This is a genomic window from Methylopila henanensis, from assembly GCF_042681025.1.
Lineage (GTDB): Bacteria > Pseudomonadota > Alphaproteobacteria > Rhizobiales > Methylopilaceae > Methylopila > Methylopila henanensis.
This window is the reverse complement of the sequence record NZ_JBHUER010000007.1, coordinates 69,820-91,164: the sequence shown is the minus strand read 5'-3', so window position 1 is coordinate 91,164 and position 21,345 is coordinate 69,820. Positions and strand designations below refer to the sequence as shown.

27 protein-coding genes and 1 tRNA gene are annotated in these 21,345 nt (G+C 66.8%); 17 read left to right on the top strand and 11 right to left on the bottom strand.

Going from position 1 to position 21,345, the window contains the following annotated elements; translation table 11 throughout:
- Positions 1 to 36 precede the first annotated feature (36 nt).
- From ACFSCV_RS10165 to ACFSCV_RS10150, 4 genes are all read right to left on the bottom strand, one after another.
- On the bottom strand, positions 37 to 420 hold the full coding sequence (locus tag ACFSCV_RS10165; RefSeq protein WP_378799477.1) for a hypothetical protein: 384 nt from the start codon (positions 418 to 420) through the stop codon (positions 37 to 39).
- Positions 421 to 1,577: 1,157 nt separating this feature from the next.
- Positions 1,578 to 1,985, bottom strand: a complete 408-nt coding sequence (locus ACFSCV_RS10160; RefSeq protein WP_378799476.1) for a hypothetical protein — start codon at positions 1,983 to 1,985, stop codon at positions 1,578 to 1,580.
- Positions 1,954 to 2,469 carry a Panacea domain-containing protein gene (locus ACFSCV_RS10155; protein ID WP_378799475.1) on the bottom strand — a complete coding sequence of 172 codons (516 nt, stop codon included), beginning with the start codon at positions 2,467 to 2,469 and terminating at the stop codon, positions 1,954 to 1,956. The genes ACFSCV_RS10160 and ACFSCV_RS10155 overlap by 32 nt, the downstream gene beginning before the upstream one ends.
- A 142-nt stretch (positions 2,470 to 2,611) precedes the next feature.
- Complete coding sequence (locus ACFSCV_RS10150; RefSeq protein ID WP_378799474.1) at positions 2,612 to 2,902, bottom strand: hypothetical protein; 291 nt, start codon at positions 2,900 to 2,902, stop codon at positions 2,612 to 2,614.
- Between the two features lie 285 nt (positions 2,903 to 3,187).
- On the opposite strand from ACFSCV_RS10150, the gene ACFSCV_RS10145 reads away from it, so the two are divergent.
- The 10 genes from ACFSCV_RS10145 to ACFSCV_RS10100 all read left to right on the top strand — a co-directional run bounded on the left by ACFSCV_RS10145 (position 3,188) and on the right by ACFSCV_RS10100 (position 9,158).
- Complete coding sequence (locus ACFSCV_RS10145; protein WP_378799473.1) at positions 3,188 to 3,841, top strand: hypothetical protein; 654 nt, start codon at positions 3,188 to 3,190, stop codon at positions 3,839 to 3,841.
- Positions 3,841 to 5,007, top strand: a complete 1,167-nt coding sequence (locus tag ACFSCV_RS10140) for a phage portal protein (RefSeq protein ID WP_378799472.1) — start codon at positions 3,841 to 3,843, stop codon at positions 5,005 to 5,007. The genes ACFSCV_RS10145 and ACFSCV_RS10140 overlap by 1 nt, the downstream gene beginning before the upstream one ends.
- Complete coding sequence (locus tag ACFSCV_RS10135) at positions 4,985 to 5,188, top strand: hypothetical protein (RefSeq protein WP_378799471.1); 204 nt, start codon at positions 4,985 to 4,987, stop codon at positions 5,186 to 5,188. Before ACFSCV_RS10140 ends, ACFSCV_RS10135 begins: the two co-directional genes overlap by 23 nt.
- On the top strand, positions 5,181 to 5,891 hold the full coding sequence (locus ACFSCV_RS10130; RefSeq protein WP_378799470.1) for an HK97 family phage prohead protease: 711 nt from the start codon (positions 5,181 to 5,183) through the stop codon (positions 5,889 to 5,891). The genes ACFSCV_RS10135 and ACFSCV_RS10130 overlap by 8 nt, the downstream gene beginning before the upstream one ends.
- Entirely contained in the window at positions 5,863 to 7,065 is a 1,203-nt protein-coding gene (locus ACFSCV_RS10125; protein WP_378799469.1) for a phage major capsid protein, read from the top strand. The genes ACFSCV_RS10130 and ACFSCV_RS10125 overlap by 29 nt, the downstream gene beginning before the upstream one ends.
- Entirely contained in the window at positions 7,062 to 7,313 is a 252-nt protein-coding gene (locus ACFSCV_RS10120) for a phage head-tail joining protein (protein ID WP_378799468.1), read from the top strand. Before ACFSCV_RS10125 ends, ACFSCV_RS10120 begins: the two co-directional genes overlap by 4 nt.
- Entirely contained in the window at positions 7,306 to 7,635 is a 330-nt protein-coding gene (locus ACFSCV_RS10115) for a DUF2190 family protein (protein WP_378799467.1), read from the top strand. The genes ACFSCV_RS10120 and ACFSCV_RS10115 overlap by 8 nt, the downstream gene beginning before the upstream one ends.
- 124 nt (positions 7,636 to 7,759) lie before the next feature.
- Positions 7,760 to 8,041, top strand: coding sequence for a hypothetical protein (locus tag ACFSCV_RS10110; protein WP_378799466.1), 282 nt, complete (start codon positions 7,760 to 7,762; stop codon positions 8,039 to 8,041).
- On the top strand, positions 8,028 to 8,534 hold the full coding sequence (locus tag ACFSCV_RS10105) for a hypothetical protein (protein WP_378799465.1): 507 nt from the start codon (positions 8,028 to 8,030) through the stop codon (positions 8,532 to 8,534). Before ACFSCV_RS10110 ends, ACFSCV_RS10105 begins: the two co-directional genes overlap by 14 nt.
- A 15-nt stretch (positions 8,535 to 8,549) precedes the next feature.
- Positions 8,550 to 9,158, top strand: coding sequence for a tyrosine-type recombinase/integrase (locus tag ACFSCV_RS10100; protein ID WP_378799464.1), 609 nt, complete (start codon positions 8,550 to 8,552; stop codon positions 9,156 to 9,158).
- A gap of 1 nt (position 9,159) precedes the next feature.
- Here ACFSCV_RS10100 and ACFSCV_RS10095 read toward each other — a convergent pair.
- Together ACFSCV_RS10095 and ACFSCV_RS10090 are read right to left on the bottom strand one after the other, a co-directional pair.
- Positions 9,160 to 9,236: transfer RNA gene (locus ACFSCV_RS10095), tRNA-Arg, on the bottom strand.
- A gap of 105 nt (positions 9,237 to 9,341) precedes the next feature.
- Positions 9,342 to 10,799, bottom strand: a complete 1,458-nt coding sequence (locus tag ACFSCV_RS10090; RefSeq protein WP_378799463.1) for a sensor histidine kinase — start codon at positions 10,797 to 10,799, stop codon at positions 9,342 to 9,344.
- A 298-nt stretch (positions 10,800 to 11,097) separates the two neighbouring features.
- Between ACFSCV_RS10090 and rpmH the strand changes: the two genes are divergently transcribed.
- From rpmH to yihA, 4 genes are all read left to right on the top strand, one after another.
- The gene (gene rpmH / locus ACFSCV_RS10085) at positions 11,098 to 11,232 is read left to right on the top strand and encodes a 50S ribosomal protein L34 (protein WP_020179492.1); all 135 of its coding nucleotides are present in this window, start codon (positions 11,098 to 11,100) and stop codon (positions 11,230 to 11,232) included.
- A gap of 8 nt (positions 11,233 to 11,240) precedes the next feature.
- Entirely contained in the window at positions 11,241 to 11,675 is a 435-nt protein-coding gene (rnpA, locus tag ACFSCV_RS10080; RefSeq protein ID WP_378799462.1) for a ribonuclease P protein component, read from the top strand.
- 13 nt (positions 11,676 to 11,688) lie between these two features.
- Positions 11,689 to 13,497: a membrane protein insertase YidC gene (gene yidC, locus ACFSCV_RS10075; protein WP_378799461.1), complete on the top strand. Its 1,809-nt coding sequence runs from the start codon at positions 11,689 to 11,691 to the stop codon at positions 13,495 to 13,497.
- Between the two features lie 117 nt (positions 13,498 to 13,614).
- Positions 13,615 to 14,265 carry a ribosome biogenesis GTP-binding protein YihA/YsxC gene (gene yihA / locus ACFSCV_RS10070; RefSeq protein ID WP_378799460.1) on the top strand — a complete coding sequence of 217 codons (651 nt, stop codon included), beginning with the start codon at positions 13,615 to 13,617 and terminating at the stop codon, positions 14,263 to 14,265.
- A gap of 61 nt (positions 14,266 to 14,326) precedes the next feature.
- Here the strand turns inward: yihA and ACFSCV_RS10065 are convergent, their stop codons facing one another.
- From ACFSCV_RS10065 to ACFSCV_RS10055, 3 genes are all read right to left on the bottom strand, one after another.
- Complete coding sequence (locus tag ACFSCV_RS10065; protein ID WP_378799459.1) at positions 14,327 to 14,539, bottom strand: hypothetical protein; 213 nt, start codon at positions 14,537 to 14,539, stop codon at positions 14,327 to 14,329.
- A gap of 80 nt (positions 14,540 to 14,619) precedes the next feature.
- Positions 14,620 to 15,432, bottom strand: a complete 813-nt coding sequence (locus tag ACFSCV_RS10060) for a creatininase family protein (RefSeq protein WP_378799458.1) — start codon at positions 15,430 to 15,432, stop codon at positions 14,620 to 14,622.
- 24 nt (positions 15,433 to 15,456) lie between these two features.
- Complete coding sequence (locus tag ACFSCV_RS10055; protein WP_378799457.1) at positions 15,457 to 16,098, bottom strand: pyroglutamyl-peptidase I family protein; 642 nt, start codon at positions 16,096 to 16,098, stop codon at positions 15,457 to 15,459.
- A 105-nt stretch (positions 16,099 to 16,203) separates the two neighbouring features.
- On the opposite strand from ACFSCV_RS10055, the gene ACFSCV_RS10050 reads away from it, so the two are divergent.
- The gene (locus ACFSCV_RS10050; RefSeq protein ID WP_378799456.1) at positions 16,204 to 16,695 is read left to right on the top strand and encodes a MarR family winged helix-turn-helix transcriptional regulator; all 492 of its coding nucleotides are present in this window, start codon (positions 16,204 to 16,206) and stop codon (positions 16,693 to 16,695) included.
- Between the two features lie 187 nt (positions 16,696 to 16,882).
- Complete coding sequence (locus tag ACFSCV_RS10045) at positions 16,883 to 17,824, top strand: DMT family transporter (RefSeq protein WP_378799455.1); 942 nt, start codon at positions 16,883 to 16,885, stop codon at positions 17,822 to 17,824.
- Between the two features lie 63 nt (positions 17,825 to 17,887).
- On the opposite strand, the gene ACFSCV_RS10040 is transcribed toward ACFSCV_RS10045, so the two are convergent.
- Together ACFSCV_RS10040 and ACFSCV_RS10035 are read right to left on the bottom strand one after the other, a co-directional pair.
- On the bottom strand, positions 17,888 to 18,553 hold the full coding sequence (locus ACFSCV_RS10040; protein ID WP_378799454.1) for a class I SAM-dependent methyltransferase: 666 nt from the start codon (positions 18,551 to 18,553) through the stop codon (positions 17,888 to 17,890).
- Between the two features lie 14 nt (positions 18,554 to 18,567).
- Positions 18,568 to 20,250 (bottom strand): glycosyltransferase family 2 protein, encoded by a 1,683-nt coding sequence (locus ACFSCV_RS10035; protein WP_378799453.1) that lies wholly within the window; start codon positions 20,248 to 20,250, stop codon positions 18,568 to 18,570.
- A 213-nt stretch (positions 20,251 to 20,463) separates the two neighbouring features.
- Here ACFSCV_RS10035 and hemF point away from each other — a divergent pair, with 213 nt between their 5' ends.
- The gene (hemF, locus tag ACFSCV_RS10030) at positions 20,464 to 21,345 is read left to right on the top strand and encodes an oxygen-dependent coproporphyrinogen oxidase (RefSeq protein WP_378799452.1); all 882 of its coding nucleotides are present in this window, start codon (positions 20,464 to 20,466) and stop codon (positions 21,343 to 21,345) included.

The following is a 21,345-nucleotide window of genomic DNA, read 5'->3' as shown; positions in this document are numbered from 1 at the left end:
AATATAGTCATCAAAGAATGTAGATATTCAGGGTCTTCAAAAAAAATAATGAAAGAACGGCTTCGTATTTCCGCCGTAAATGACATGTCTTGAAAGGATAATAAATTCCCGCACTAGGGGCGATTTTTTCAGGTCTTCACGCATTTCTGCGAGGAGTTTAGGGCACTTTTCCTCGAGCTCTTTGAAGGGAGCTGCCCGCTGGACTGAAAAACCGCGAGCCTCCAAAGCGGCCATATGCTCCGCTAGTTCTTTCCACTCCTCAAGCAGTGATGATGGAAAGCTAATTTCATCGTCGTCGATCAGCTTCGCGTGGGTTTGGCACAGCCAAATCCCGTTCGTGATATCGCTTCGCTGCTCAGGCGTCAGGTCCTCGTTGTAGCGCGCTCCACCGGGCGAAGCCGCTGAGATATGAGCAGCCACACCCGTGTTCGTCACGCCCCCGTCACCATCTGGGCCTGACGTCGGCTGTCTGCAGTCGGGATTAGAGCATTTCATGCCCACTCGTCTCGCCAGTCGGTCGACAACCGGCCTTGAAAAATCGTCCCTAGCCAACCTGCTCACCCTTACATTTTGATGGAGCAGTTAGGTGCTGTGCTATCGCGTTCCGCGCGCCACAACGGCAAGCTCGTCGTCGGGTTTCGAACGAATCAGTCCGCCCGCCGAACTTGAAGCGACTGCTATCGCAGTCGCTCAAACGGGCGACTGGGTCGCGGCAGATAGGCGGAGCCAATAAACTCCGGCGCGGTCAGGACGTCGGGTTGAACGCCGCGATGCCCTTAACAAGCGGCGGGTAACCGATGGCTGCCCTGCTCATCAAATGAGAGGAACCTTTGCGGACCGGCGGAAGGTTGGGATTTTGACGGCGAAGGCGGAGGCGCTGGATTGCCTCGTCTATGCCTTCGCCGCCCGGAGCTTGGTCAACGTGTCGCTTGACCGGCGCGAGGAAGAGGTCTCGACGGCCGCAGCGCCCCCGAAGCGGCCCACGGTAATTCGTAGCGCTTGGCTGGACAGGTAGCCGCCAGCGGGCTTTTCTCGCTTTCCGTGTACACGGAAGCAGTCATGCACGGACGCGCCTCGTAGCGACTGTCGAAAGGATTGATTATGGCCAGACCAGAAATTCCAAATATGAGAACGTGGCCTCGAAACTTAAGTACCTCTCAGTATGGCGGTCTTTCTACGTCGCAGTACGGAGGCATGTCCACCTCTCAGTATGGCGGCGCTTCCACCTCCCAATACGGCGGCATGAGCACGTCACAATACGGAGGGATGAGCACATCTCAGTACGGCGGACTCTCGACTTCGCAATATGGCGGCCTGTCCACATCTCAATATGGAGGCCTCTCGACTTCTCAGTACGGCGGTTTGTCTACTTCCCAATACGGAGGGCTCTCGACGTCTCAGGGTGGAGGAATGTCCACGTCGTCATCGTACGTTTATAAAAGCAACATTCCCCCGTGGCCGGTTTTTTTGAGAGAAGTTGAAGCACGGGGCTATCAGCAAGCCGGAGATCTGATCCGTCGCTACTTACCTCAGGCGCTTTGGCCCGAAAACTTTTTTAAAAGCTCGGGGCGCTGGCCTTAATCTTTTTCCTTGAATACACCTTCAAAAAATAGGGTGGCAAAGATAACGAGGAGCGTCCAGAGAACGCCGTCTATAAAGCTTTTTAGGGCCGCCGCATCATGCACGGTCGTGCCGTACAGAAGAGTGCCAAGCCAAGTCCAAATAAGATAGAGATAGCCGAGGGCGCATACCGAGATAACAATACAAGTTGTCCAAAACAGAAACCAGAAAAACCAAGCCTTGATTTTGGCGAGGTTCTTTTTGGACTCAGATTTTGTCTTTCGACGCTCGTGAGCTTCGTCGTCTTCTGTATAAGGCGTGACTGCGCGAGCCGCCTCTCCGACAGCCTCGTTGCTAGTTCCCTTCAGCCGCTCAAGTAGAGCGGGATCACCTTCAGAAGGTGGCTTGTCTGTCGGCTGCGTCAAGTATTTCCCGAATCCGCTTCTTAAAATGAGGCGCAATCAGTGTATCGGGTATCTCCTTATCGGAAACACCCTCTTCATAGGTTTGGCTCCACGGCGTTCCCGGCTCGTGGGTCTTCTGACGAAGAGACCAGCCTGAGAACATTTTGTAAGCGGACCAAACTTTATCAAGAATGGCCTTTGTTTCCTTATCGGAAGCCTCAATCTCGGGCACCGTAAAATCGAAGGTGTCGAGATCAAAACACGTCGCCTTGTCTTCGATAGGTCGCTTACCGTAGTGCTTAAACTCATGATACACGGACGGGATTACAGGGCCGTGCTGCCACGCTTGAATGGGCTCGTCAAAGAGCCGCTTTCCGGTTAGGGCCAAGACCCACCCGTACGCGATGTAGACGAGCTTGATGAGCTTGAGCGGAGTCAGTGGGCGTCCTTCACGCTCAGCGCGCGTCAGGAAATAATTCACAATATGCTGAGGGGTGTATTTCATGTTTCCTGTATGTTCTCGCCTCGCAGCGCTAGCATATGGTGATTCTGGGGTCAGTGTCGATCCTGCTCTTGACAAAAGTTGATTCTGGCGCCTTCGCGAGAGTTGCCGATTCCTTCGTGATTTGGGTCGTTTAGGGAGCGACTCACCCAAACCACTTCGTCGCCAGCGCGCGCATGTTGTCGAGGAACTCGCGGAACGGCGGCAGTTCAGCCGCGACCGCCTCGCACTCTTCCTCGCTCTCGGGCCAGCCCGTCACTGGCCCGCCAAGCTCGGCCTCCAGCCTGGCCTTAAGCCGATCTGCCTCGCGCTCGAAAGCGCGACGGCGCGCCCGGGAGCCATAGGCGACGGCGTTGAGTGAGCACCGCCGACCGCCCGCCGCGCCCATGGCGGCAAGTCCAGCCATCGCCAGTCCGGTCGTCGTCACTTCGCGCATGGGCGAATCCCTTACGAAAAAGCCCGACCGCGACGCCGAGGAATCAGGCGCGGCCGGGCTTCGCGGAGACGCGACCGGAGGCAGGACAACCCCGGGCGCGAAGCAATCATGCCGAGTCCATAGCTCGGTTGCAAGACGTAAATTGGATCGTAAACTTCAAGTTGGCTATCGGATATTCACCCAGCGGTAGAATATGCTTCCGTGTACACGGAACAGGCTCGCGAATCAGCTTGACTCCCATGCTTTGGACTCGGTCTATTCGGGAAACTTCCTGAGGAGACGAAGATGCAGACCGAAATCGCTTGGCCCGCGCGGGACGTCCCGGAGACCATGGACCGCGAGAGCGGCATTACGTCGGTTGAGGTCGCGGAGCGCCTATCCGAGGGCGGCACGCTCGACCGCGACGGCCTCGTGGCCCGCTTTCGGGGCTTCGTCCGCCGCAACTACATCACCCCGGCCGCGCTCTACATGGGCGACCGGAAGGGTGCGTATCTCTACGGCGCGCCGGAGGTCTTCATCGGCGCTTGCCTTGGCCGCCTCTGCGACCACGGCTTCAACGACTCCGATGTGTTGCTCGCGGCGTCGAACGCGCTGACGAACTGGAACGTGGACGATTGGCCGGAGGGCATCCCGACGCTTCGCGCCGATCCCTCGCGCAAGCCCCTCACGCCCGCCGAATATCTCTTGGACATGCACGTGACGGGCGTGGATGGCTGGGCGCTTGAGATCGGCTCGTTCCGCCATCCCGACGACGACCGGCCGCGCATCAAAGCCCGGGTCCGCAACGGCTTTTATCGCAACCCGGGCGGCGGGTCGGTCGGGACCAACTTCCACGCGGGCGACGGCTATGAGCTTCGCACGCTCACGATGATCGACCTCGCGACCGTCATGGCGAAGCTCGTGGGCGTGGTCCGCGAGCCCGGAGCGGCGACGCACTGATGCTCGACCGCGCCCGCACCGCTCTGGCGAATCTGATCCGTCCCGCCGCTCCGAACGCGGTCCGCCGCTTCGACGGCGCTGCGGGCGGTCGGCGCTTGCGCGGCGTCGGGACGTTCGGGCCAATCAACCCGGAGATCGGCGCGGCGGCGTTCATGGTCCGGGCGCGCGCCCGCTACCTCACCCGGAACAATCAGTGGCTCAGCAACGCGGTCGCGAACTGGACAACGGCGCTCGTGGGCTCCGGCATCCGCCCCACGAGTGAGAGCGCGGAGGCCGTCGCCGAATTCGACACGTGGGCGCTCGACGCCGACGCGGACGGCCGCACGGACTTCTGGGGCCTTCAGGCGGTCATCGCCCGGGCACTCGTTGAGGACGGCGAGTCCTTCGTCCTGCTGCGGGCTGAAGACGAGGGCTTCCGGGCGCTCGTCATTCCGGCGGAGCAGGTTGACGAGTCGATGACCCGCGACCTCGACGGGGGCGGCTACATCGTGCAGGGCGTTGAGTTCGACGCCTCCGGCCGCCGCGTTGCCTATTGGGTGCTCCCGCACCGGCCGACACAGGCGTTCGCCAGCTATGCCGCACCCGTCCGGGTGGACGCCGCCGACGTGCTCCACGTCATGGCCGCTATCGCCCCGGGGCAGGTGCGCGGCGTCTCGTGGCTCGCGCCGATCATTTTGCCAGCGAACGAACTGGACCAATTGACCGATGCGCTCTTGGTCGGCGCGAAGGTCGCGGCCATGCATGCCGCCTTCCTCGTGGACCAGAACGGCGCGGGCGAGCCGTTCGACGGCGACCCCGCTGATATCTCGCTGGAGCCCGGCACCGTCCGGCGGCTTCCGAACGGCTTCGACATCAAATTCAACACCCCGCAGCAGGCTCAGCAGACCGCCGAGTTCGTGAAGCATTCGCTTCGGGGCCTCGCGGCGGGCCTTGGCCTGCCGAGCCACATGCTCGATGGCGACCTCTCCGGGGCGAACTATTCGAGCCTCCGCGCGGGCCTCATCCCGTTCCGCGCCCCGTGTCGAGCAAGTCCAGTACGGCGTGCTCGTGCCGCAGATGCTCCGCCCCGTCTGGGGCCGCGTGCAGCTTCTCACGGGCGTGCCCGAGGCGACCGCCGAATGGCTCCCGCCCGCATGGGCTCAGGTGGACCCGCAGAAGGCGATTGAAGCCGACGTTGCGGAGATCAACGCGGGCCTCGCATCGCGCCGCCAGAAGGTCGCCGAACGCGGCTGGAGCGTCGAGGAACTAGACGCGGAGATCGCCGCCGACCGGGAGCGCGAAGCCGCCTTGGGTTTGTCCTTCGGCGCGCCGGAGCTCGCAGCAACCGAGGAGTTCGCCGATGCCTAGCGGCAGGGTCGCGACCGGCGTGGCCGGGAAGCGCAAGAACGATCCGACGTGGGTCCGCCCCGAGCGTGACGACGTGATGGCGGAGCGCACCATTCTGCGGCGCATCCCGGCCGAAGCCGCACCCCTGATCGTTCGTCGCGGCTCGTTCGGCCCGAGCACATTCGATGGTGACGCCATGACCGCCGAGGCCGTCATCACGGCCTATGCGGACGTGGCGCGGCGCGACGCGCGCGGCGGCTTTATCGAGCGGCTGGACCCGGCCGGGCTGGACACCGCGAGCCTTGGCGGCGCGCCCTTGCTCGACGGCCATCGGCAGGGCGGCGCGCGCGACGTGATCGGCGTGGTCCAGAGCCTCCGGCATGAGCCGGGCCGCCTCGTGGCGGTCCTCCGTCTCTCGACCGCAGACGACGCCGCCCCGGCCGTCACCCGCATCCGGGAGGGCACGCTACGCGGCGTCTCTGTCGGCTACCCGGTCGCCAACTGGCGCGAGAGCGTCGAGGGCGGCCAACGCATCCGCACCGCCACCTCGTGGGCGGTCTTCGAAGTCAGCGCGGTCCCCGTGGCCGCTGATCCCGCAGCGAGCTTTAGGAGTCGCACCATGGAAGAAGATGACGTCCAGACCGTCGAGCGGCCCGAAGCCGAGCCGACCGTCACTGAAACCCGCGCCGCCATCCGTGGTATCGCCCGCGCCGTGGGCGGATGAGCAGATCGACGCGGAGGCGACCCCCACGGAAGCCCGGGCCGCCGCCTTCGAGGCGATGCAAGACCGCACCCGCCGCACGCCGCGCACCCGCACGGCCGCGCCCGAGGCTGACCCGGCTATCCAGCGCCGCGCCATGGAAGACGCGCTCGCCACTCGCGGCGGCGTGGCGCTCGACGACGCCCGCGCGGAGGCGGCCCGGCCGTTCCTGGGCTTCTCTCTCCGCGACTTCGCCCGGGCCTCTCTGGAGGCGCGCGGCGTCTCGACGGTCGGCATGGACCCGGACGCGCTCTTCCGCGCCGCCATGACGACTACCAGCGACTTTCCGGCCCTTCTCACGGGCGCGGGCCGCCGGACGCTGCTGGCGTCCTACACGGCCGCCGCGTCGGTCCTGAAGACGCTTGCGCGGCAGGGCTCACGCGTGGACTTCCGCACCGGGTCAGCGCTCCGTCTCGGAGAGATCGGCGCGCTTCAGAAGGTGAGCGAGAGCGGGGAGATCAAGCACGTCTCCCGGTCCGAGGCCGTCGAGAGCTACGCGCTCGACACCTATGGCGCGCTCTTCACCATCTCCCGCAAGGCGCTCATCAATGATGACCTCGGGGCGTTCAATGATTGGGCGACCGCCGCCGGGCAGGCCGCCGCTCAGACGGAAGCCGCGCTCCTGTGGGGGCTGCTGTCGCAGTCCAACGGGGCCGGTCTTGTGATGGGCGACACGAAGCGGCTCTTCCATGCCGACCACGGCAACCTTCTGACGGGCGCAGCCCTGAGCGTCGAGGCGCTGTCCGACGCTCGCCTCGCCATGCGGAATCAGACCGGGCTCGACGGCAAGACCCGCATCGCGGTCACGCCCCGCTATCTCGTGGTCGGTCCCGAACTGGAGACCGAAGCCGAAAAGGTACTCGCCAGCATCTATGCGGCGACCACGGCGGACGTGAATCCCTTCAGCCAGAAGCTTACGCTCTTGGTCGAGCCTCGGATCACGGCCGACTCGTGGTTCGTGGTCGCGGACCCGGCCTCCGCGCCGATCCTCGAATACAGCTACCTGTCGTCGGCTCCGGGGCCGCAGATGAGCGAGCGCGAGGGCTGGGAAGTGCTCAGCCGCGAGTTCCGCGTCGTGCTCGACTTCGGCGCGGGCGCGCTCGACTGGCGCGGCGCGGTCCGGAACCCGGGACCGTGAGCGGACCTGACGAACAAGCCGCCGCCGAGCGGCTGAAGCGGCTCCGGTGCGCCCGCGTCGAGCTTGAGGAAGCTCGATACAACGGCGTGCGCCGGGTCCGCGACGCGAACGGCGAGGAAGTTGAATACCGATCCGACGCCGAACTGGCGCGCGCCATGGTCGCGCTGGACCAAGAGATCGCGACCATGGCCGGGCGCACCCGCAACGCCTTCACCTTCAGAACCTCGAAAGGGCTCGACCATGCGTAACCACGTCCAGAAGGGCGAAAACATCACGATCCCCAGCCCCGCCGTCGTCGCCTCCGGCGACGTCGTGGTGGTCGGCGCGCTGTACGGCGTGGCCGCTGGCGACGCCGAAACCGGAGCCGACCTCGACCTCGTGACGGTTGGCGTGCACACGCTTCCGAAGGTGTCCGCACTCGCCATCAACATCGGTGACAAGGTCTATTGGGACTCGACTACGAAGCTCGCCAATAAGACGGCCTCCGGAAACACGTATATCGGCGTCGCCGTTACTTCGGAGAACAATCCCTCGGGCGCCGTAAACGTCCGTCTCAACGGTAGTTTCTGAGCCGCGCCGCTGGCGCGGGTCGCTGATCCACGCTATATCTGGGCCACGGTGTCCTGACCGCCGTACCCCAGCCGCAACCCGCCGTTTCGCCCATGGAGCGACACGGGAGACGTGTGTCAGGACCATGGAAGTCGAAGACAAGAGGCCAAGCCGCAACTTGCTCTTGACCAATCTCGCCCCGCTCATGGTCGATAAGACTATGGCGGCGCAACTTTGTTCAATGAGCGTGGCGACCTACGACAAGTATGCGAGGCAAAAACTACTTCCTCCCATGAATGTCACAGGCCGGATTTCGGTCGAAGCACTCAGACAGGCCGTTTTTAGACTCGACGGAGTCGTGCAAGGCTTTGCTGATGACGCCGATGCGGCGTTGGCGAGATGGGAAGCCGAGCATGGTGGCGGTTGATTTGAAGGGCGTGAACCAAGTCCGCAAGCGGCTCGCGGACGGCTCGATGCGGCTCTACTTCTACCATCGCGGCAGCGGGAAGCGGCTCACCGGCGTCCCCGGCTCCGCTCAGTTCCTTGCGGACTATCAGGACGCGGAGCGTGTGGCCCCTCGGGACGCGGGCACCGTGGGCGGGCTCATGCGGGAGTATCAGGCGTCGCCGAAGTTCGTGAGCAAGCCGCTGTCCACTCGGCGCGAGTACAAGCGGATGCTGACGCATCTGGAGACCAAGTTCGGGACGATGCCCGTCGTCGCGCTGGCCTCCCCCCGGGTCATCGGAAAGTTCATCGACTACCAAGAAGAGATCGGCCGCGACCGGCCCCGGGACGCCGACAACCGGCTCACGATCCTGTCGGCCGTGTTCTCCTACGCCCTGCGGAAGGGCCGCATCGCGCGCAACCCCTTGAAGGGCTTCGAGCGCCTGTACGACGGCGATCGCTCGGACAAGATTTAGACCGAGGCGGAGATCGTGAAGTTCATGGACGGCGCGCCCGTCGAGCTTCAGCGCGCCATGATCCTTGCGATCCACACCGGGCAGCGCTACGGCGACCTCGTGCGGCTCCGCTGGTCCGACTACGACGGCGACGCGATCAGCCTGAAGCAGTCCAAGACGGACATGCGCGTGTGGGTGAAATGCACGGCCGCGCTCAAGACCATGCTCGACGCGACACCCAAGGCGGGGCCGTTCATCCTCACGCGTCCGGACGGACGGCCGTGGCACACCGAGAAAGACGACAAGGCGCTCGGCAAGGCGTGGACGGCTCGCATGAAGGACGCGGAGCTTTATCCCGAGAAGCGCGCCGAACGGCTGCACTTTAACGACCTTCGCGGCACGGCCGTGACCCTGCTGGCGGAGGCGAACGTCGCCATCCCGGGCATCGTCGCGATCACCGGCCACACGCTGGAGTCCGCGACCCGGATTCTCGAAAGCTACCTCTCCCGGACCAAGCGGCTGTCGGAAGCGGCGATCCACCTGTTTGAGAACGCCGAAGCAACAGCGTTTGCAAACCGGCTGCAAACCACGGGGAACGGGCTTATCCCGGCGGCGTCAAAATGCTTAGCGATTTCAGTGGGATGAATGGCGCGCCCGAAAGGATTCGAACCTCTGACCCCCAGATTCGTAGTCTGGTGCTCTATCCAGCTGAGCTACGGGCGCGCTGGCCGCGGGCGTTGCCCGACGGCGAGGGCGGTTAGTTAGCCGCTCGCCGGACGGAATGCAAGCGCCGCGATGCGCGGCTTAAATCCGCCGCGCCGGGCCGGGTCACGCGCTGGCGCGCTGGCGCGCGCGCGCCTGCAGGTCGATCGGGCGGTCCGGAACCGTGATGCGGAAGGTGGCGCCGATGGTGCCGTCGACCAGGGCGATCGAGCCGCCATGAGCGCGCACCAGTTCGGCGGCGATGGCGAGCCCGAGCCCGGAGCCGCCGGCGCGGGTGGAGCCCTGGAACGGCTCGAACATGTGCTCGCGCGCCTTGCGCGGCACGCCCGGCCCGGTGTCGGACACCTCGATCACCACCACGCCGCCCTCGCGCCGCCCGGAGATGCGGATTTGGTCGCGATCCGGGTCCGGCTCGCCGCGGCTCTCGAACGCCTGCACGGCGTTGCGGCCGAGATTGAGCAGCACGCGGAAAATCTGCTCCGAATCAGCGTCGATCAGCAGCCCGCGCTCCACCGCCGCGGCGAAGCCGACCCGGCCATGGGGCGCGACGCCGAGCGCGGTGCGCACCTCCTCCACCACCTCGGCGAAGGGCGCCATGCGGCGCGCCGGCGGGCGCTCCTGCGCGCGGCCGTAGGACAGCGTCGACTGGCAGAAGGCGATGGCGCGGTCGAGCGTGCCGATCAGCTTAGGCGCGAGCTTCTGCACCGTGGGGTCGGCGACCGTGCCGAGGCGGTCCGACATCAGCTGCGCGGAGGCCAGCAGGTTGCGCAGGTCGTGGTTGATCTTGCTGACCGCGAGCCCGAGCGCCGCGAGGCGGGACTTCTGCTGCAGCTGGTCGTGGATTTCCGTCTGCATGCGGGCGAGCTCGGCCTCGGCGACGCCGATCTCGTCGGCGCGGCCGGACGCCACCACGATCCGGCTGGCGTCTTCGGGCGCCGCGGCGAAGCCGACCATGGTGGCGGTCAGGCGCCGCACCGGGCGCACTATGATCCGGTCGAGCGCCACATAGACCAGCGCCGCGGCGATCATCGAGATCAGCGCCGACAGCATCAGCACCGTGCCGGAGAACGACAGCATCGCGCGTCTGAGCTCGGTCTCGTCGACGACGATCTCGATGAACTCGCCCTGGCCGTGCGCCTCGTCCACCACCCGCGCGAGGCGCTTGTGGCCGTTCAGCAGCGTGTCGAACGCGTCGATGACGGAGCTGGGGCCGACCGGATCGCGGAGATCGACGGTCACCGCCACTTCCGCCGGCATGTCGGAGACCGCGAGCAGCCGCCTCGCGTCGCCGTCCTTCAGCGCGAGCGCCACGGCGCCCACGCTCTTGAGCAGGCGTCGCGCCAGCGGCTCCGCCACCGCCCCCTCCGGGGCCGCGTCGAGCGCCAGCGCCGCCGTGCGCGCCCGGTTCATCTGGTCGTCGAGGAAGTTCAGCCGGAAGTTCGCGATCGACGGCACGTAGACCAGCACTTCCGCCAGCATGACGAACGCAACGGTCAGGCCGAGCAGCTTGCCGGAAAGGCCCAGTCGTCCGCCCGTGGGTGATGGAAAGGTGTCGGCTGTCATGGCGTCGGGGGCGCAAACGGGAAAAGCGGCGCGCGGCGCGGATGATGCGGCGGGCCAGAGGGTTCGTCAAACCGGAGCCGCCGGAAACGCCGCCGCCGGCCCCCGCCCGCCGCGCCCGGACGCCCTTTCAGGATCGCGTCAACGGCGCCGCCGCGTCATTGACTTCGCGGCGTCGCCGACACTATAAGCCGCCCGTGATCGCGCCCGCGTCCTCGCGGGCCGTTTTGTTTTGACCGCGTCGCGCCGGTCCCGCCGAAGGGCGGGGCGGACTTGGCGGCGCCGACCGGAGAAGAGACCCGTGAAACGGACCTATCAGCCCAGCAAGCTCGTCCGCAAGCGCCGCCACGGCTTCCGCGCGCGCATGGCGACCGTCGGCGGCCGCAAGGTGATCGCGGCCCGTCGCGCCAAGGGCCGCAAGCGCCTCAGCGCCTGACGCCGGACATGCCTCGCGCCGCGGCCGGTCTCGAAACCCTGCGCCGCCGCGCCGATTTCGTGGCTGCGACGCGCGACGCGGTGAAGATCGGCGGCCCGCTCATCGGACTGCAGGTCCTCGACCGCGGCGACCCCGCGGCGACCCCGCGCGTCGGCCTCACCGTGACGAAGCGCGTCGGCGGCTCGGTCGAGCGCAGCCGGATGAAGCGGCGCCTGCGCGCGGCCGTCGCGCTCGCGCTTCCCGGCGCCGCCCGCTCGGGCTGCGACTACGTGCTGGTGGCGCGCCGCGCCGTGCTCGACGCCAAGTTCGACCGGATCGTCCGCGATCTCGGCGAGGCCGTGAGGCGCGCCCATGGCCGCCTCGGCCGCGCGCCCCGGCGTGACGACGCCGCTCCGGAACGCTCTCCCGCCCCCGATTCCCCGCCGAACGACCGGCTCGCCTGACACGCGGACGACGATGGACAACCGCAACACGATTCTCGCGATCGCCCTGTCGGCGCTGGTGCTCATCGGCTGGCAGTATTTCTTCGCGCGGCCGCAGATCGAGGCCCAGCGCGAGCAGCAGGCCACGCAGCAGGCTCTGACACAGGACAAGGCCGCGAACGGCGCGCCCCAGCCGGGCGGCGCCGCCGTCCCGCAGCCGGGCGCGCCCTCCGCCGCTCCGCCGCCCGCGACTCAGAAGACCCGCGAGGGCGCGCTGCGCGACAGCCCGCGCATCCCGATCGACGCCGACCGCCTGCATGGTTCGATCGCGCTGATCGGCGGCCGCGTCGACGACGTCACGCTCAAGGACTACCACGAGACGGTGGACCCGAAGAGCCCGGAGATCGTGCTGTTCGCGCCGCTCGGGAGCCCCCAGCCCTACTACGCCGAGTTCGGCTTCGTGAACGCGCCCGGCGGGACGGCCGCGCTGCCGAACGCCCAGACCGAGTGGAAGGCCGAAACCACCGGCCCGCTCACCACCCAGAACCCGGTGACGCTGACCTGGGACAACGGCCAGGGCCTGACCTTCCGGCGCACCATCTCGGTCGACAAGGACTTCCTGTTCACGGTCAAGGACAGCGTCGCCAACTCTGGCGACCAGCCGGCCTCGCTGTTCCCCTACGCGCTGATCTCGCGCCATGGCGAGCCCGTCGTCTCGGGCTACTACATCCTCCACGAGGGCCTGATCGGCGTGCTCGGCGACGAGGGCCTGCAGGAGATCGCCTACAAGAAGCTCGCCGAGCAGAAGTCCCGGACCTTCAAGGTCACCGGCGGCTGGCTCGGCATCACCGACAAGTACTGGGCCGCGACGCTCGCGCCGCCCCAGGACAAGCCCTACACCGCCCGCTTCGCCACGACCGAGGACGGCGGCCGCAGCTACCAGGCCGACTACCTGCTCGAGCAGATGACGGTCGCTCCCGGCGCGACGGCCGAGGTGACGGGACGCCTGTTCGCCGGCGCCAAGCAGGTCGAGGCGATCGACCGCTACGAGCGCGAACTCGGCATCCGCAAGTTCGAGCTGCTGATCGACTGGGGCTGGTTCCACTTCATCACCAAGCCGATGTTCTACGCGCTCGATTTCTTCTTCAAGCTCGTGGGCAATTTCGGCGTGGCGATCCTGATCGTCACGGTGCTGCTGAAGCTCGTGTTCTTCCCGCTGGCGAACAAGTCCTACGTCTCGATGTCGAAGATGAAGCTTGTCCAGCCGGAGATGATGAAGATCCGGGACCGCTACGCCGACGACAAGGTGAAGCAGCAGCAGCAGCTCATGGAGCTGTACAAGCGGGAGAAGATCAATCCGCTGGCCGGCTGCCTGCCGATCGTGGTGCAGATCCCGGTGTTCTTCGCGCTGTACAAGGTGCTGTTCGTGACCATCGAGATGCGGCACGCGCCGTTCTTCGGCTGGATCCACGACCTCGCCGCGCCGGACCCGACCTCGCTGTTCAACCTGTTCGGCCTGCTGCCCTATGACGTGCCGCACTTCCTGCTGATCGGCATCTGGCCGCTGATCATGGGCGTGACGATGTTCGTGCAGATGCGCCTGAACCCGGCTCCGCCGGACCCGGCGCAGGCCATGATCTTCAACTGGATGCCGGTGTTCTTCACCTTCCTGCTGGCGTCGTTCCCGGCCGGCCTCGTGATCTACTGGTCGTGGAACAACTTCCTGTCGATCATCCAGCAGTGGGTGATCATGCGGCGGCAGGGCGTGAAGCCGGACATCCTGGGCAACACGCTCGAGGTGTTCCGGAAGAAGCCGAAACCGGCGGACACCGCCAAGCCCTGACGGGACGCCGTCCCGAGGGGCGGCCTGAAGATGCGGGCCGGGCTCGACGCCCGGCCCTTTTTCGTTCGGGATGGCGCCGCCCGTCCCCGACGGCAGCCGAAGCGAGCCGCGACCCCGATGACCGACACGCCCACCGAAGACGACCCGTTCCCCGAGATCGGCCGCAAGCTGTTCGCGGGGCCGTGCGATTTCGTCATGGGCGCGGCGAGGCTCGAGCAGCTGCCTGCGATGGACCGGCCCGAGATCGCGCTCGCCGGACGCTCCAACGTCGGCAAGTCGAGCCTCGTCAACGCGCTGACGGGCCGCAAGACGCTGGCGAAGACCTCCAACACGCCCGGCCGCACCCAGCAGCTCAATTATTTCGACCTCGGCGGCCAGGCCTATATCGTCGACATGCCGGGCTACGGCTACGCGCAGGCTCCGGTGGAGCAGGTGCGCGCCTGGACCGGGCTAGTGAAGGCCTACCTGCGCGGCCGCGCCAGCCTCGCGCGCGTGCTGGTGCTGATCGACGGCCGGCACGGGCTGAAGACGGTCGACGAGGACGTGCTCGGCGTGCTGGACCAGGCCGCGACCTCGTACCAGATCGTGCTGACAAAGTTCGACCATGTGCCGAAGGGCGAGCGCGAGGGACGGATCGCCGACACGCTGAAGGCGCTGTCGCGGCGCCCGGCGGCCTACCCCGAGGTGCTCGCCACCTCGAGCCGCGAGGGCCTCGGCGTGCCCGAGACCCGCGCCGCCATCGCCCGGCTGATCTCCGAGCGACGCTGAGAAGCGTCGTCTCTCAGAGCGACGCTGAGAGGGGGCGCCTACCGGCGCGCCGCCGAGGCCGTCAGGACGCCTTCACGATGACGCTGAGCAGCGCGCGGGCGACCTCGGGCGTGACCTTGCGGCGGTACTTGCGGTGAACGAGCTGGCCGTTGTGATAGACGTCGTGCTCGACATAGACCGAGGTCCCGTCCCAACGCAGCACGTTGTCGGTCTCGGTGGTCTCGATCACGGCGAGGCCCTGGATCAGTTCGCCTTCCTGGCGCGTGTCCGGCATACGACGGTCTCCCTCCCGTTCTTCGCTGTTGGGCGGCATGGTGAGCGCCGCAGCGGCGCTTGTCGAGCCTCGACGCGGCTTCATGGCGCGCCGGCGGCGGTTCCGAGGCTGTCCACGGGGAAGCGGTGCATGTCGCGCAGCAGCTCGATGAAGGCGGCGGCGCCGTGCGCGAGAGCCGCTTCGCCCTTGGCCGACGTCGCCGCCGCCGCGTTCCCGATCGCGCCGGACGGGTGCAGATCCTGGCTCATCCATCCGAAGCCGGCCGGCGTCGAGGTTCTCAGGCGGGCGTAGTCGCGCTCCATGCCGTAGGCGGCGGAGCGGAAATCGTCCGCCCTGTCACGGCGCACGAGATCGGGGCGCAGCTTCAGCATCACCGACGTCTCAATCTCGCCGCCGTGGATTCCGTTGCGCAGCTCCTCGGCCGAAAAGAGGCCGTCGGGATAGCCCAGCCGGTGCCAGCTCGTGACGACCGCGAGCATGCCGTGCTCGACCCGGAGCGCGCGGGCCACGACGTCGAGCACAGCCGAGTTGCCGCCATGGCTGTTGATGAACAGGATCTTGCGGACGCCGGCGCGGGCCACCGAGGCCCCGATCTCGGTCCAGGCGCGGATGACGGTTTCCGGCGACAGCGTCAGCGTGCCGGGAAAGGCGAGATGCTCCGGCGACAGGCCGACCGCCTGTGTCGGCAGCGCCGTCACCGGCAGGTCGTCGGGCGCGAGCGCCAGCGCCCGTTCGAGGTAGCCTTCGCCCAGCATGACGTCGACGCCGAGCGGCAGATGCGGGCCATGCTGCTCCACGGCCGCGACCGGCAGCGCCGCGATCCACGACGCGACGTCGCCCTCGCGAAAATCCTCCGTGGTCATGTCGGTCCAGCGGCGGCGCGGCCCTGCCATCGAAACTCCTGCGCGAAGGCCGCGTCACGCGGCGGCGGCGATCGTCCGGGTATGCCGCAGAACGACGCCGACCGCACGCGCCATCTCGGCGATCGTCAGACGCGGAGCCTTCGGTCGCCGCAGCGCCGCGGGGACGCGGTCCGCGACCTGCTCCGCGCATGGCGGCAGATGCAGGAAGGTCGCGGGCGGACCTGCGCGCTCCAGCGCGAGGTAGAGCGCCTGATTGCAGAGATGCGCGCCGGCGTCGTCGGAGACCGTGGCCGAAAACCCGGCCTGCGCGAGCGCCGCGGCGGCGCCCGCGAGATCGGGCCAGGTGGCGGCGCGGAGGTCGGGCCCGCCGGCGCGCACCGGCCCGAGCGGGCCGCGGCGACCGCAGGCGTCGGGCGCGGCGAGGTCGCGACGGTTGCGGGCGGCGCGTTCGAGCGTCAGGCCGTCCCGCGCGGCCGCCTGCCCCATCAGCAGGAGGTGCGACGGTCGGACCTCGGCGAGCGCGTCGTCGAGCTGGCGTTCGATCGTCTCGGTGTCCACGACGAGCCGGACGAAGGCGACCGGCGCTCCCCACGCCTCCTCCACCTCCGCCCGGTCGCGCTCCAGCGCGTCGAGCAGCCGATCCGAGACGTTCCAGCCTCCGTCGAACGGACCGAATGCCGTGATCATCAGCGTCATAAAGTCATGATATCGCATTTCGAGCCGGCTCAGCTCAGCCGCGCCGCTCTCGACTTCGAGAGCGAGGCGCCGCATGCTTTTCACAGTCGCGGCCGGGAGTTTCGGATGGCCAAGAATCCGTATGCGAAGACGATCGGCTACGAACTCATGCATGTGGCGCGGCTGCATCGGGCGCGGGCGGCGCAGTTGCTGGCGGAGCTCGGCCTGTTCCCCGGCCAGGAGCAGGTGCTGAACCTGCTCGCCGCGGGCGACGGCCGCACCATGGGCGACCTCGCCTCCGAGCTGCGCGTCCGTCCGCCGACCGCCTCCAAGACCGTGGCCCGGCTCGCCGCGCAGGGGCTCGTGGAGCGGCGGACCACCAATGGCGACGGGCGCGTGGTGCGCGTCGACCTGACGCCCGAGGGCCGCCTCCGCGCCGCCGCCGTCGACGCGGTGTGGGCGCGGCTCGAGACCGAGGCGATCGAGGGGTTCGACGGCAAGGAGCGCAAGCGGCTCAAGAAGCTGCTGCGCAAGATGGGCAAGAACGTCGCCGGCCGGCTCGGCGCGCCCGTTGACGAGACGCCCGTCGAGGACGCCCCGGACGACGAGCTCGAGTGACGTCCGGCATGCGCCGCGCGCATGGCGTCAGGGCTTGTTCTTTTTTTCCTCCCGTGAACACATGTCCGCTCGCTTTTCGGGAACGGCGGCAGCCGCCCATGAGCCGGCGGGTTTTCGCGCCGGCTCCGTTCCGCCCGCACCAAGGTCCAACCGTGCCGCGACATCGACGCCCGGGCGCGCTTCGCTGATGGCGGACGCCGCCCGCCGTTTCGCTGGAAATCTCGACGCCGTCGGCGCCGAGGCCCGCCGCGCGCGCCTCAAGGGCGTGGGCCTGATGCTGGCGGCGCTCGCCTGCTTCTGCTGCCTCGACACCACCGCGAAGATCCTGAACGGGCGCATGGACACGGTGCAGGTGGTCTGGGCGCGCTACGTGTTCCACTTCCTGCTGACGCTGCCCTTCATCAACCCCTGGAACACGCCGGGGCTGATGCGGACGGCCCGACCAGGCCTCCAGGTCGGGCGCGCGCTGATGCTGCTCGCCTGCACCGCCTGCAACTTCGTCGCGCTGATCTTCCTGCAGCTCGACGAGACCATCTCGATCACTTTCACGACCCCGTTCCTGGTCGCGATCCTCGCCGGGCCGATCCTCGGCGAGTGGGTGGGCCCGAAGCGCATGGCCGCGATCCTCGTCGGCTTCCTCGGCGTTCTGATCGTCACGCGGCCGGGTCTCGGCGGCCTGCACTGGGCGGCGGGAATCGCCTTCCTCGGCTGCGTCGCCTACGCGCTCTATCTGGTGTCGACGCGCGTGCTCGCCCGGCACGACCCGACGACGACGACGCTGTTCTACTCCGGCCTTGTGGGCGTCGTGGTCATGACGCCGGCCGCGCCGTTCTTCTGGACCTGGCCGAGCGCCGTCGACTGGGGGCTCATGGCGATGCTCGGCGCGCTCGGCGGTCTCGGCCACTTCCTTCTGATCGCAGCCTACCGGCTGGCGCCGGCGGCGGTCCTTGCGCCGTTCATCTACTGCCAATTGATCGGCATGATCGCGCTCGGCTACGTCGTGTTCGGCGACGTGCCGACCGGATGGACCCTCGCGGGCGCCTCGGTCGTCATCGCGTCGGGGCTTTACCTGCTGATGCGGGAGCGCCGGACCAAGCCCGTCGCGGCGACCATCGCGCGACCCGACTGACGGCGGCCGGATCGGCGGATCGTCCGCCGGCCCGGCCCCGTCAGGCCGCGGTCGCGGAAAAGCTCACTTCTTCGCTTTGGCGGTCGACTTCCGCACCACGAACTTGCGATCCTCGATCTTCATCGGGATGTTCTTGTCCTCGAACAGCTCCTTGACCGCGCGCCGCACGCCCGGCCAGTTGATGTCGTCGCCGACGAGCACGCCGCCGGGCTTCACGACCTCCCAGTAGGTGCGCAGGTCGAGGTGCACGCCGTCATATTCGTGATCGCCGTCGATATAGACGATGTCCGCCTTGACCTTCTTGTTCTCGAAGAACTTGTACGCCGAATAGCCGGGCAGAGAGAATGGCGTGATGATGTCCTCATAGCCTGCGCAGACGACGTTGTTCAGGAACGTGTAGTACAGCGTCGGATACCCATTCACGAGGGCGAGGTCCTTGACGCTGCCCACGCCGTCTTTGCGCGCCCAGTGCTGCCAATTGCCGAGCCAGGTGTCGACGCAGACGATCTCGGCGTTCAGGCTTTTCTCGCGGACCAGCTTGGCCATGTGCAGGGCCGAGCCGCCCTTCCAAGTGCCCACCTCGATGATCAGCGACGGGTTGATCGCGTCGATCACCTTCTTGAAGACCGGGTGCTCCGACCCCCACCCCTGCATGTCGACGCGGCTTGGGTTCTTCGAAAAGCCTTCATACGGAGAATTTTCCCCGTAGATGATCTCGCGGACGGACATCTGACTCCCCCGTTCTATGTTTGTTTATTTGCTAACATCTCGACATTAGGCGCTTCAATTCTGCTGCGTATTACCTTCGCCGGGTTGCCCGCAATGAGCAGGTTGTCCCCGAAGCTCTTGGTGACGACGGATCCCGCGGCGACGATCGTGTTGGCGCCGATGCTGCAGCCGTCGGTGACCACGACGTTCGCGCCGATCCAGACGCCGTCGCCGATGGTGACGCCCTCCGTAGAGATCGGTTGCTTGTAGATGGGCGTCGCCACGTCGGCGTAGCCGTGATTGAACCCGAAGATCGACACCTGCGACGCGATCCGGACGCCGGAGCCGATGGTCACCTTACCCGCGATCTGCGAATATGCGTTGACGGTGCTGTTGTCGCCGATGCGGACTTCGCCGCGGATGATCGTCTCGCCTGCGACCCAACTGCGGGCGCCCAGCCGGAACCGCGTCGTGAAGATGTAGGCGTCGGGCGAGACGTAGCTGCCCTTCCCGAAGACGGCGCCGGCCAGCTTCGCCAGCACCGCCTGCACTTCTCGCTGCCGTGCGACCTCGCTGTCCGGCGTCTTGTTCCACGGCATGATGGATTTCCGACGCGCGAGGAACCGCTGCTCGTAGCTCTCGCCCTGGGGCGCGGCGCCGGCGACATCGGGGGCCGGTGCGGAAGCGGGAACCGGCGCTGACTCCGCCGCGGCCGGCGCGCTTTCGCCAGCCTCCATCAGGGCGATGCGCTGGCGCGTCTTCTCGATCGAATCGAGGTGCGCCGCGCGGACGGCCTCCTTCGCCATAAGCGCCGCGACGCCTTCCGCCGTGCGCTGCTCGAACCGCAGGATCGAGTCGTCGAACGCCTCGTTGCGGTTGAACTCGTTGAAGAAATCGTCGTTGTGACGCTCGGTGTTGGCCTTGCCGTTCGCCTTGACCTTGGGGTGCGACCGCCCGCGGTGCTTCTTCAGGCGATACATGTCCTTGGTGCGCACGGTGTAATGGTTGACCTGCGCGATGTCGGTTCCGTAGTCCGCCCTCGAACAGCAATGCATCAGCGAGCGCGGCGCAGTCGCCTCGTCGCCGTTCAGCCACTCCTTGTGCGTCGGGAATTTCCCGTCCAGCGACGCGCCCTGACCGTTGAGGAAAGAGGCGTTCTTCAGACCGGCTTCTGGCGAGATGCGGGGCCGGTGGGGGTTCCGCATGAAGCTGGTCTGGCCCTCGATCCAGCGGAAGATGGTCTTGACGCGGCGGTTTCGCCCGTAGTCGCGCGTGTCCGACTGCGTGAAATCCTTGGAGATGAACCGTCCGGGGAAGACGGCGTGGCCGGAGTCTCCGAAGCAGTGCCAGTTCACGAGCATGCCCTGACGCTTGCCGATCCGCTCGATCAGCGCGTCGACCGTGCCGTCGCCGATATGGACGTTAAGGAACTCGTCGCCGTCGAGCCACATCACCCAGTCGCCGGTCGCGATCGAACCGCTGCGGTTGATGATCTCGGCCGCCTTGCCGTGCGCCGATTCTTCAGGCCTCACATTATGATAGAAGTGTTCGATGACGTTCTCTGCGGCCAGAGCATTCAGTATCTCTGTCGTACCGTCATCGCTGTCATTCGACACGATCAGAATTTTATCGAACCCGATCGCAATATGATATGCGACCCACTCAAGTAGAAACGGGCCTTCGTTCTTGACCGCTGTGAAAACGACCTTTTTCGCCATGTAGCCCTACAATAATACTGCTCGCCGCGGCAAAGCTACCGTCTCTTCCTGCACTGCACAAGACCCGCCTCGATGCATACGCATCGGCCGCGTCGGCGGTCCGTCAAAGCCTCGCACGTCTCCCCACGCGACGTAAGGCAGCGCGAGGCTTTCCAAGCGGCGACGCGAACGCGTAAGACCATGCTCCCCTGAGAACGCGCCGGTCCGAACGTCATGATCCCCTCCCCCGCCCAGCTCGACGCCCGAAAGGCGCAGGTCCGCGCCTGGTTCGAGACCCTGCGCGACCGCATCCATGCGAGCTTCGAGGCGCTGGAGGACGAGGCGCCCGGCGACGGCCCCGCGGGCCGGTTCGAGCGGACGCCCTGGTCGCGGCAGGACCACACCGGCGCCGACGGCGGCGGCGGCGTGATGGGGCTTATGAAGGGGCGCCTGTTCGAGAAGGTGGGAGTGCACGTCTCGACCGTGTTCGGCGAGTTCGCGCCAGAGTTCCGCAAGGAAATCCCCGGCGCCATGGAGGCGCCCGGCTTCTGGGCGTCCGGGATCTCGCTGATCGCGCACCCCGTGAACCCGAACGTGCCGACGGTGCACATGAACACGCGCTACGTCGTCACCAGCCGCGCCTGGTTCGGCGGCGGGGCGGATCTGACCCCGGTGCTGGACCGCCGCCGCCGCCAGGACGACCCGGACACGCTCGCCTTCCACGCGGCTATGCGCGCCGCCTGCGAGGGCCATGCACCGGCCGACTATCCGAAGTTCAAGACGTGGTGCGACGAGTACTTTTTCCTGAAGCACCGCAACGAGCCGCGCGGGATCGGCGGCATCTTCTACGACTGGGTGAACACCGGCGACTTCGAGGCCGACTTCGCCTTCACCCGCTCGGTCGGCGAGCGCTTCGCGGAGGTCTATCCTGCGATCGTTCGCGCCAACATGGCCAAGGGCTGGACCGAGGCCGACCGCGCCGAGCAGCTCGTCCGCCGCGGGCGCTACGTCGAGTTCAACCTGCTGCACGACCGCGGCACGATCTTCGGCCTGAAGACGGGCGGCAACGTCGCCTCGATCCTGTCGTCGCTGCCTCCGGTCGCGGCCTGGCCTTAG

Excerpts from the sequence above, each read along its gene's own strand:
- ACFSCV_RS10155 (WP_378799475.1), bottom strand. The coding sequence starts at position 2,469 with ATGAAATACACCCCTCAGCATATTGTGAATTATTTCCTGACGCGCGCT.
- ACFSCV_RS10150 (WP_378799474.1), bottom strand. The coding sequence starts at position 2,902 with ATGCGCGAAGTGACGACGACCGGACTGGCGATGGCTGGACTTGCCGCC.
- ACFSCV_RS10145 (WP_378799473.1), top strand. The coding sequence starts at position 3,188 with ATGCAGACCGAAATCGCTTGGCCCGCGCGGGACGTCCCGGAGACCATG.
- ACFSCV_RS10140 (WP_378799472.1), top strand. The coding sequence starts at position 3,841 with ATGCTCGACCGCGCCCGCACCGCTCTGGCGAATCTGATCCGTCCCGCC.
- ACFSCV_RS10130 (WP_378799470.1), top strand. The coding sequence starts at position 5,181 with ATGCCTAGCGGCAGGGTCGCGACCGGCGTGGCCGGGAAGCGCAAGAAC.
- ACFSCV_RS10115 (WP_378799467.1), top strand. The coding sequence starts at position 7,306 with ATGCGTAACCACGTCCAGAAGGGCGAAAACATCACGATCCCCAGCCCC.
- ACFSCV_RS10110 (WP_378799466.1), top strand. The coding sequence starts at position 7,760 with ATGGAAGTCGAAGACAAGAGGCCAAGCCGCAACTTGCTCTTGACCAAT.
- ACFSCV_RS10105 (WP_378799465.1), top strand. The coding sequence starts at position 8,028 with ATGGTGGCGGTTGATTTGAAGGGCGTGAACCAAGTCCGCAAGCGGCTC.
- ACFSCV_RS10090 (WP_378799463.1), bottom strand. The coding sequence starts at position 10,799 with ATGACAGCCGACACCTTTCCATCACCCACGGGCGGACGACTGGGCCTT.
- rnpA (WP_378799462.1), top strand. The coding sequence starts at position 11,241 with ATGCCTCGCGCCGCGGCCGGTCTCGAAACCCTGCGCCGCCGCGCCGAT.
- yidC (WP_378799461.1), top strand. The coding sequence starts at position 11,689 with ATGGACAACCGCAACACGATTCTCGCGATCGCCCTGTCGGCGCTGGTG.
- yihA (WP_378799460.1), top strand. The coding sequence starts at position 13,615 with ATGACCGACACGCCCACCGAAGACGACCCGTTCCCCGAGATCGGCCGC.
- ACFSCV_RS10065 (WP_378799459.1), bottom strand. The coding sequence starts at position 14,539 with ATGCCGGACACGCGCCAGGAAGGCGAACTGATCCAGGGCCTCGCCGTG.
- ACFSCV_RS10060 (WP_378799458.1), bottom strand. The coding sequence starts at position 15,432 with ATGGCAGGGCCGCGCCGCCGCTGGACCGACATGACCACGGAGGATTTT.
- ACFSCV_RS10055 (WP_378799457.1), bottom strand. The coding sequence starts at position 16,098 with ATGACGCTGATGATCACGGCATTCGGTCCGTTCGACGGAGGCTGGAAC.
- ACFSCV_RS10050 (WP_378799456.1), top strand. The coding sequence starts at position 16,204 with ATGGCCAAGAATCCGTATGCGAAGACGATCGGCTACGAACTCATGCAT.
- ACFSCV_RS10045 (WP_378799455.1), top strand. The coding sequence starts at position 16,883 with ATGGCGGACGCCGCCCGCCGTTTCGCTGGAAATCTCGACGCCGTCGGC.
- ACFSCV_RS10040 (WP_378799454.1), bottom strand. The coding sequence starts at position 18,553 with ATGTCCGTCCGCGAGATCATCTACGGGGAAAATTCTCCGTATGAAGGC.
- ACFSCV_RS10035 (WP_378799453.1), bottom strand. The coding sequence starts at position 20,250 with ATGGCGAAAAAGGTCGTTTTCACAGCGGTCAAGAACGAAGGCCCGTTT.
- hemF (WP_378799452.1), top strand. The coding sequence starts at position 20,464 with ATGATCCCCTCCCCCGCCCAGCTCGACGCCCGAAAGGCGCAGGTCCGC.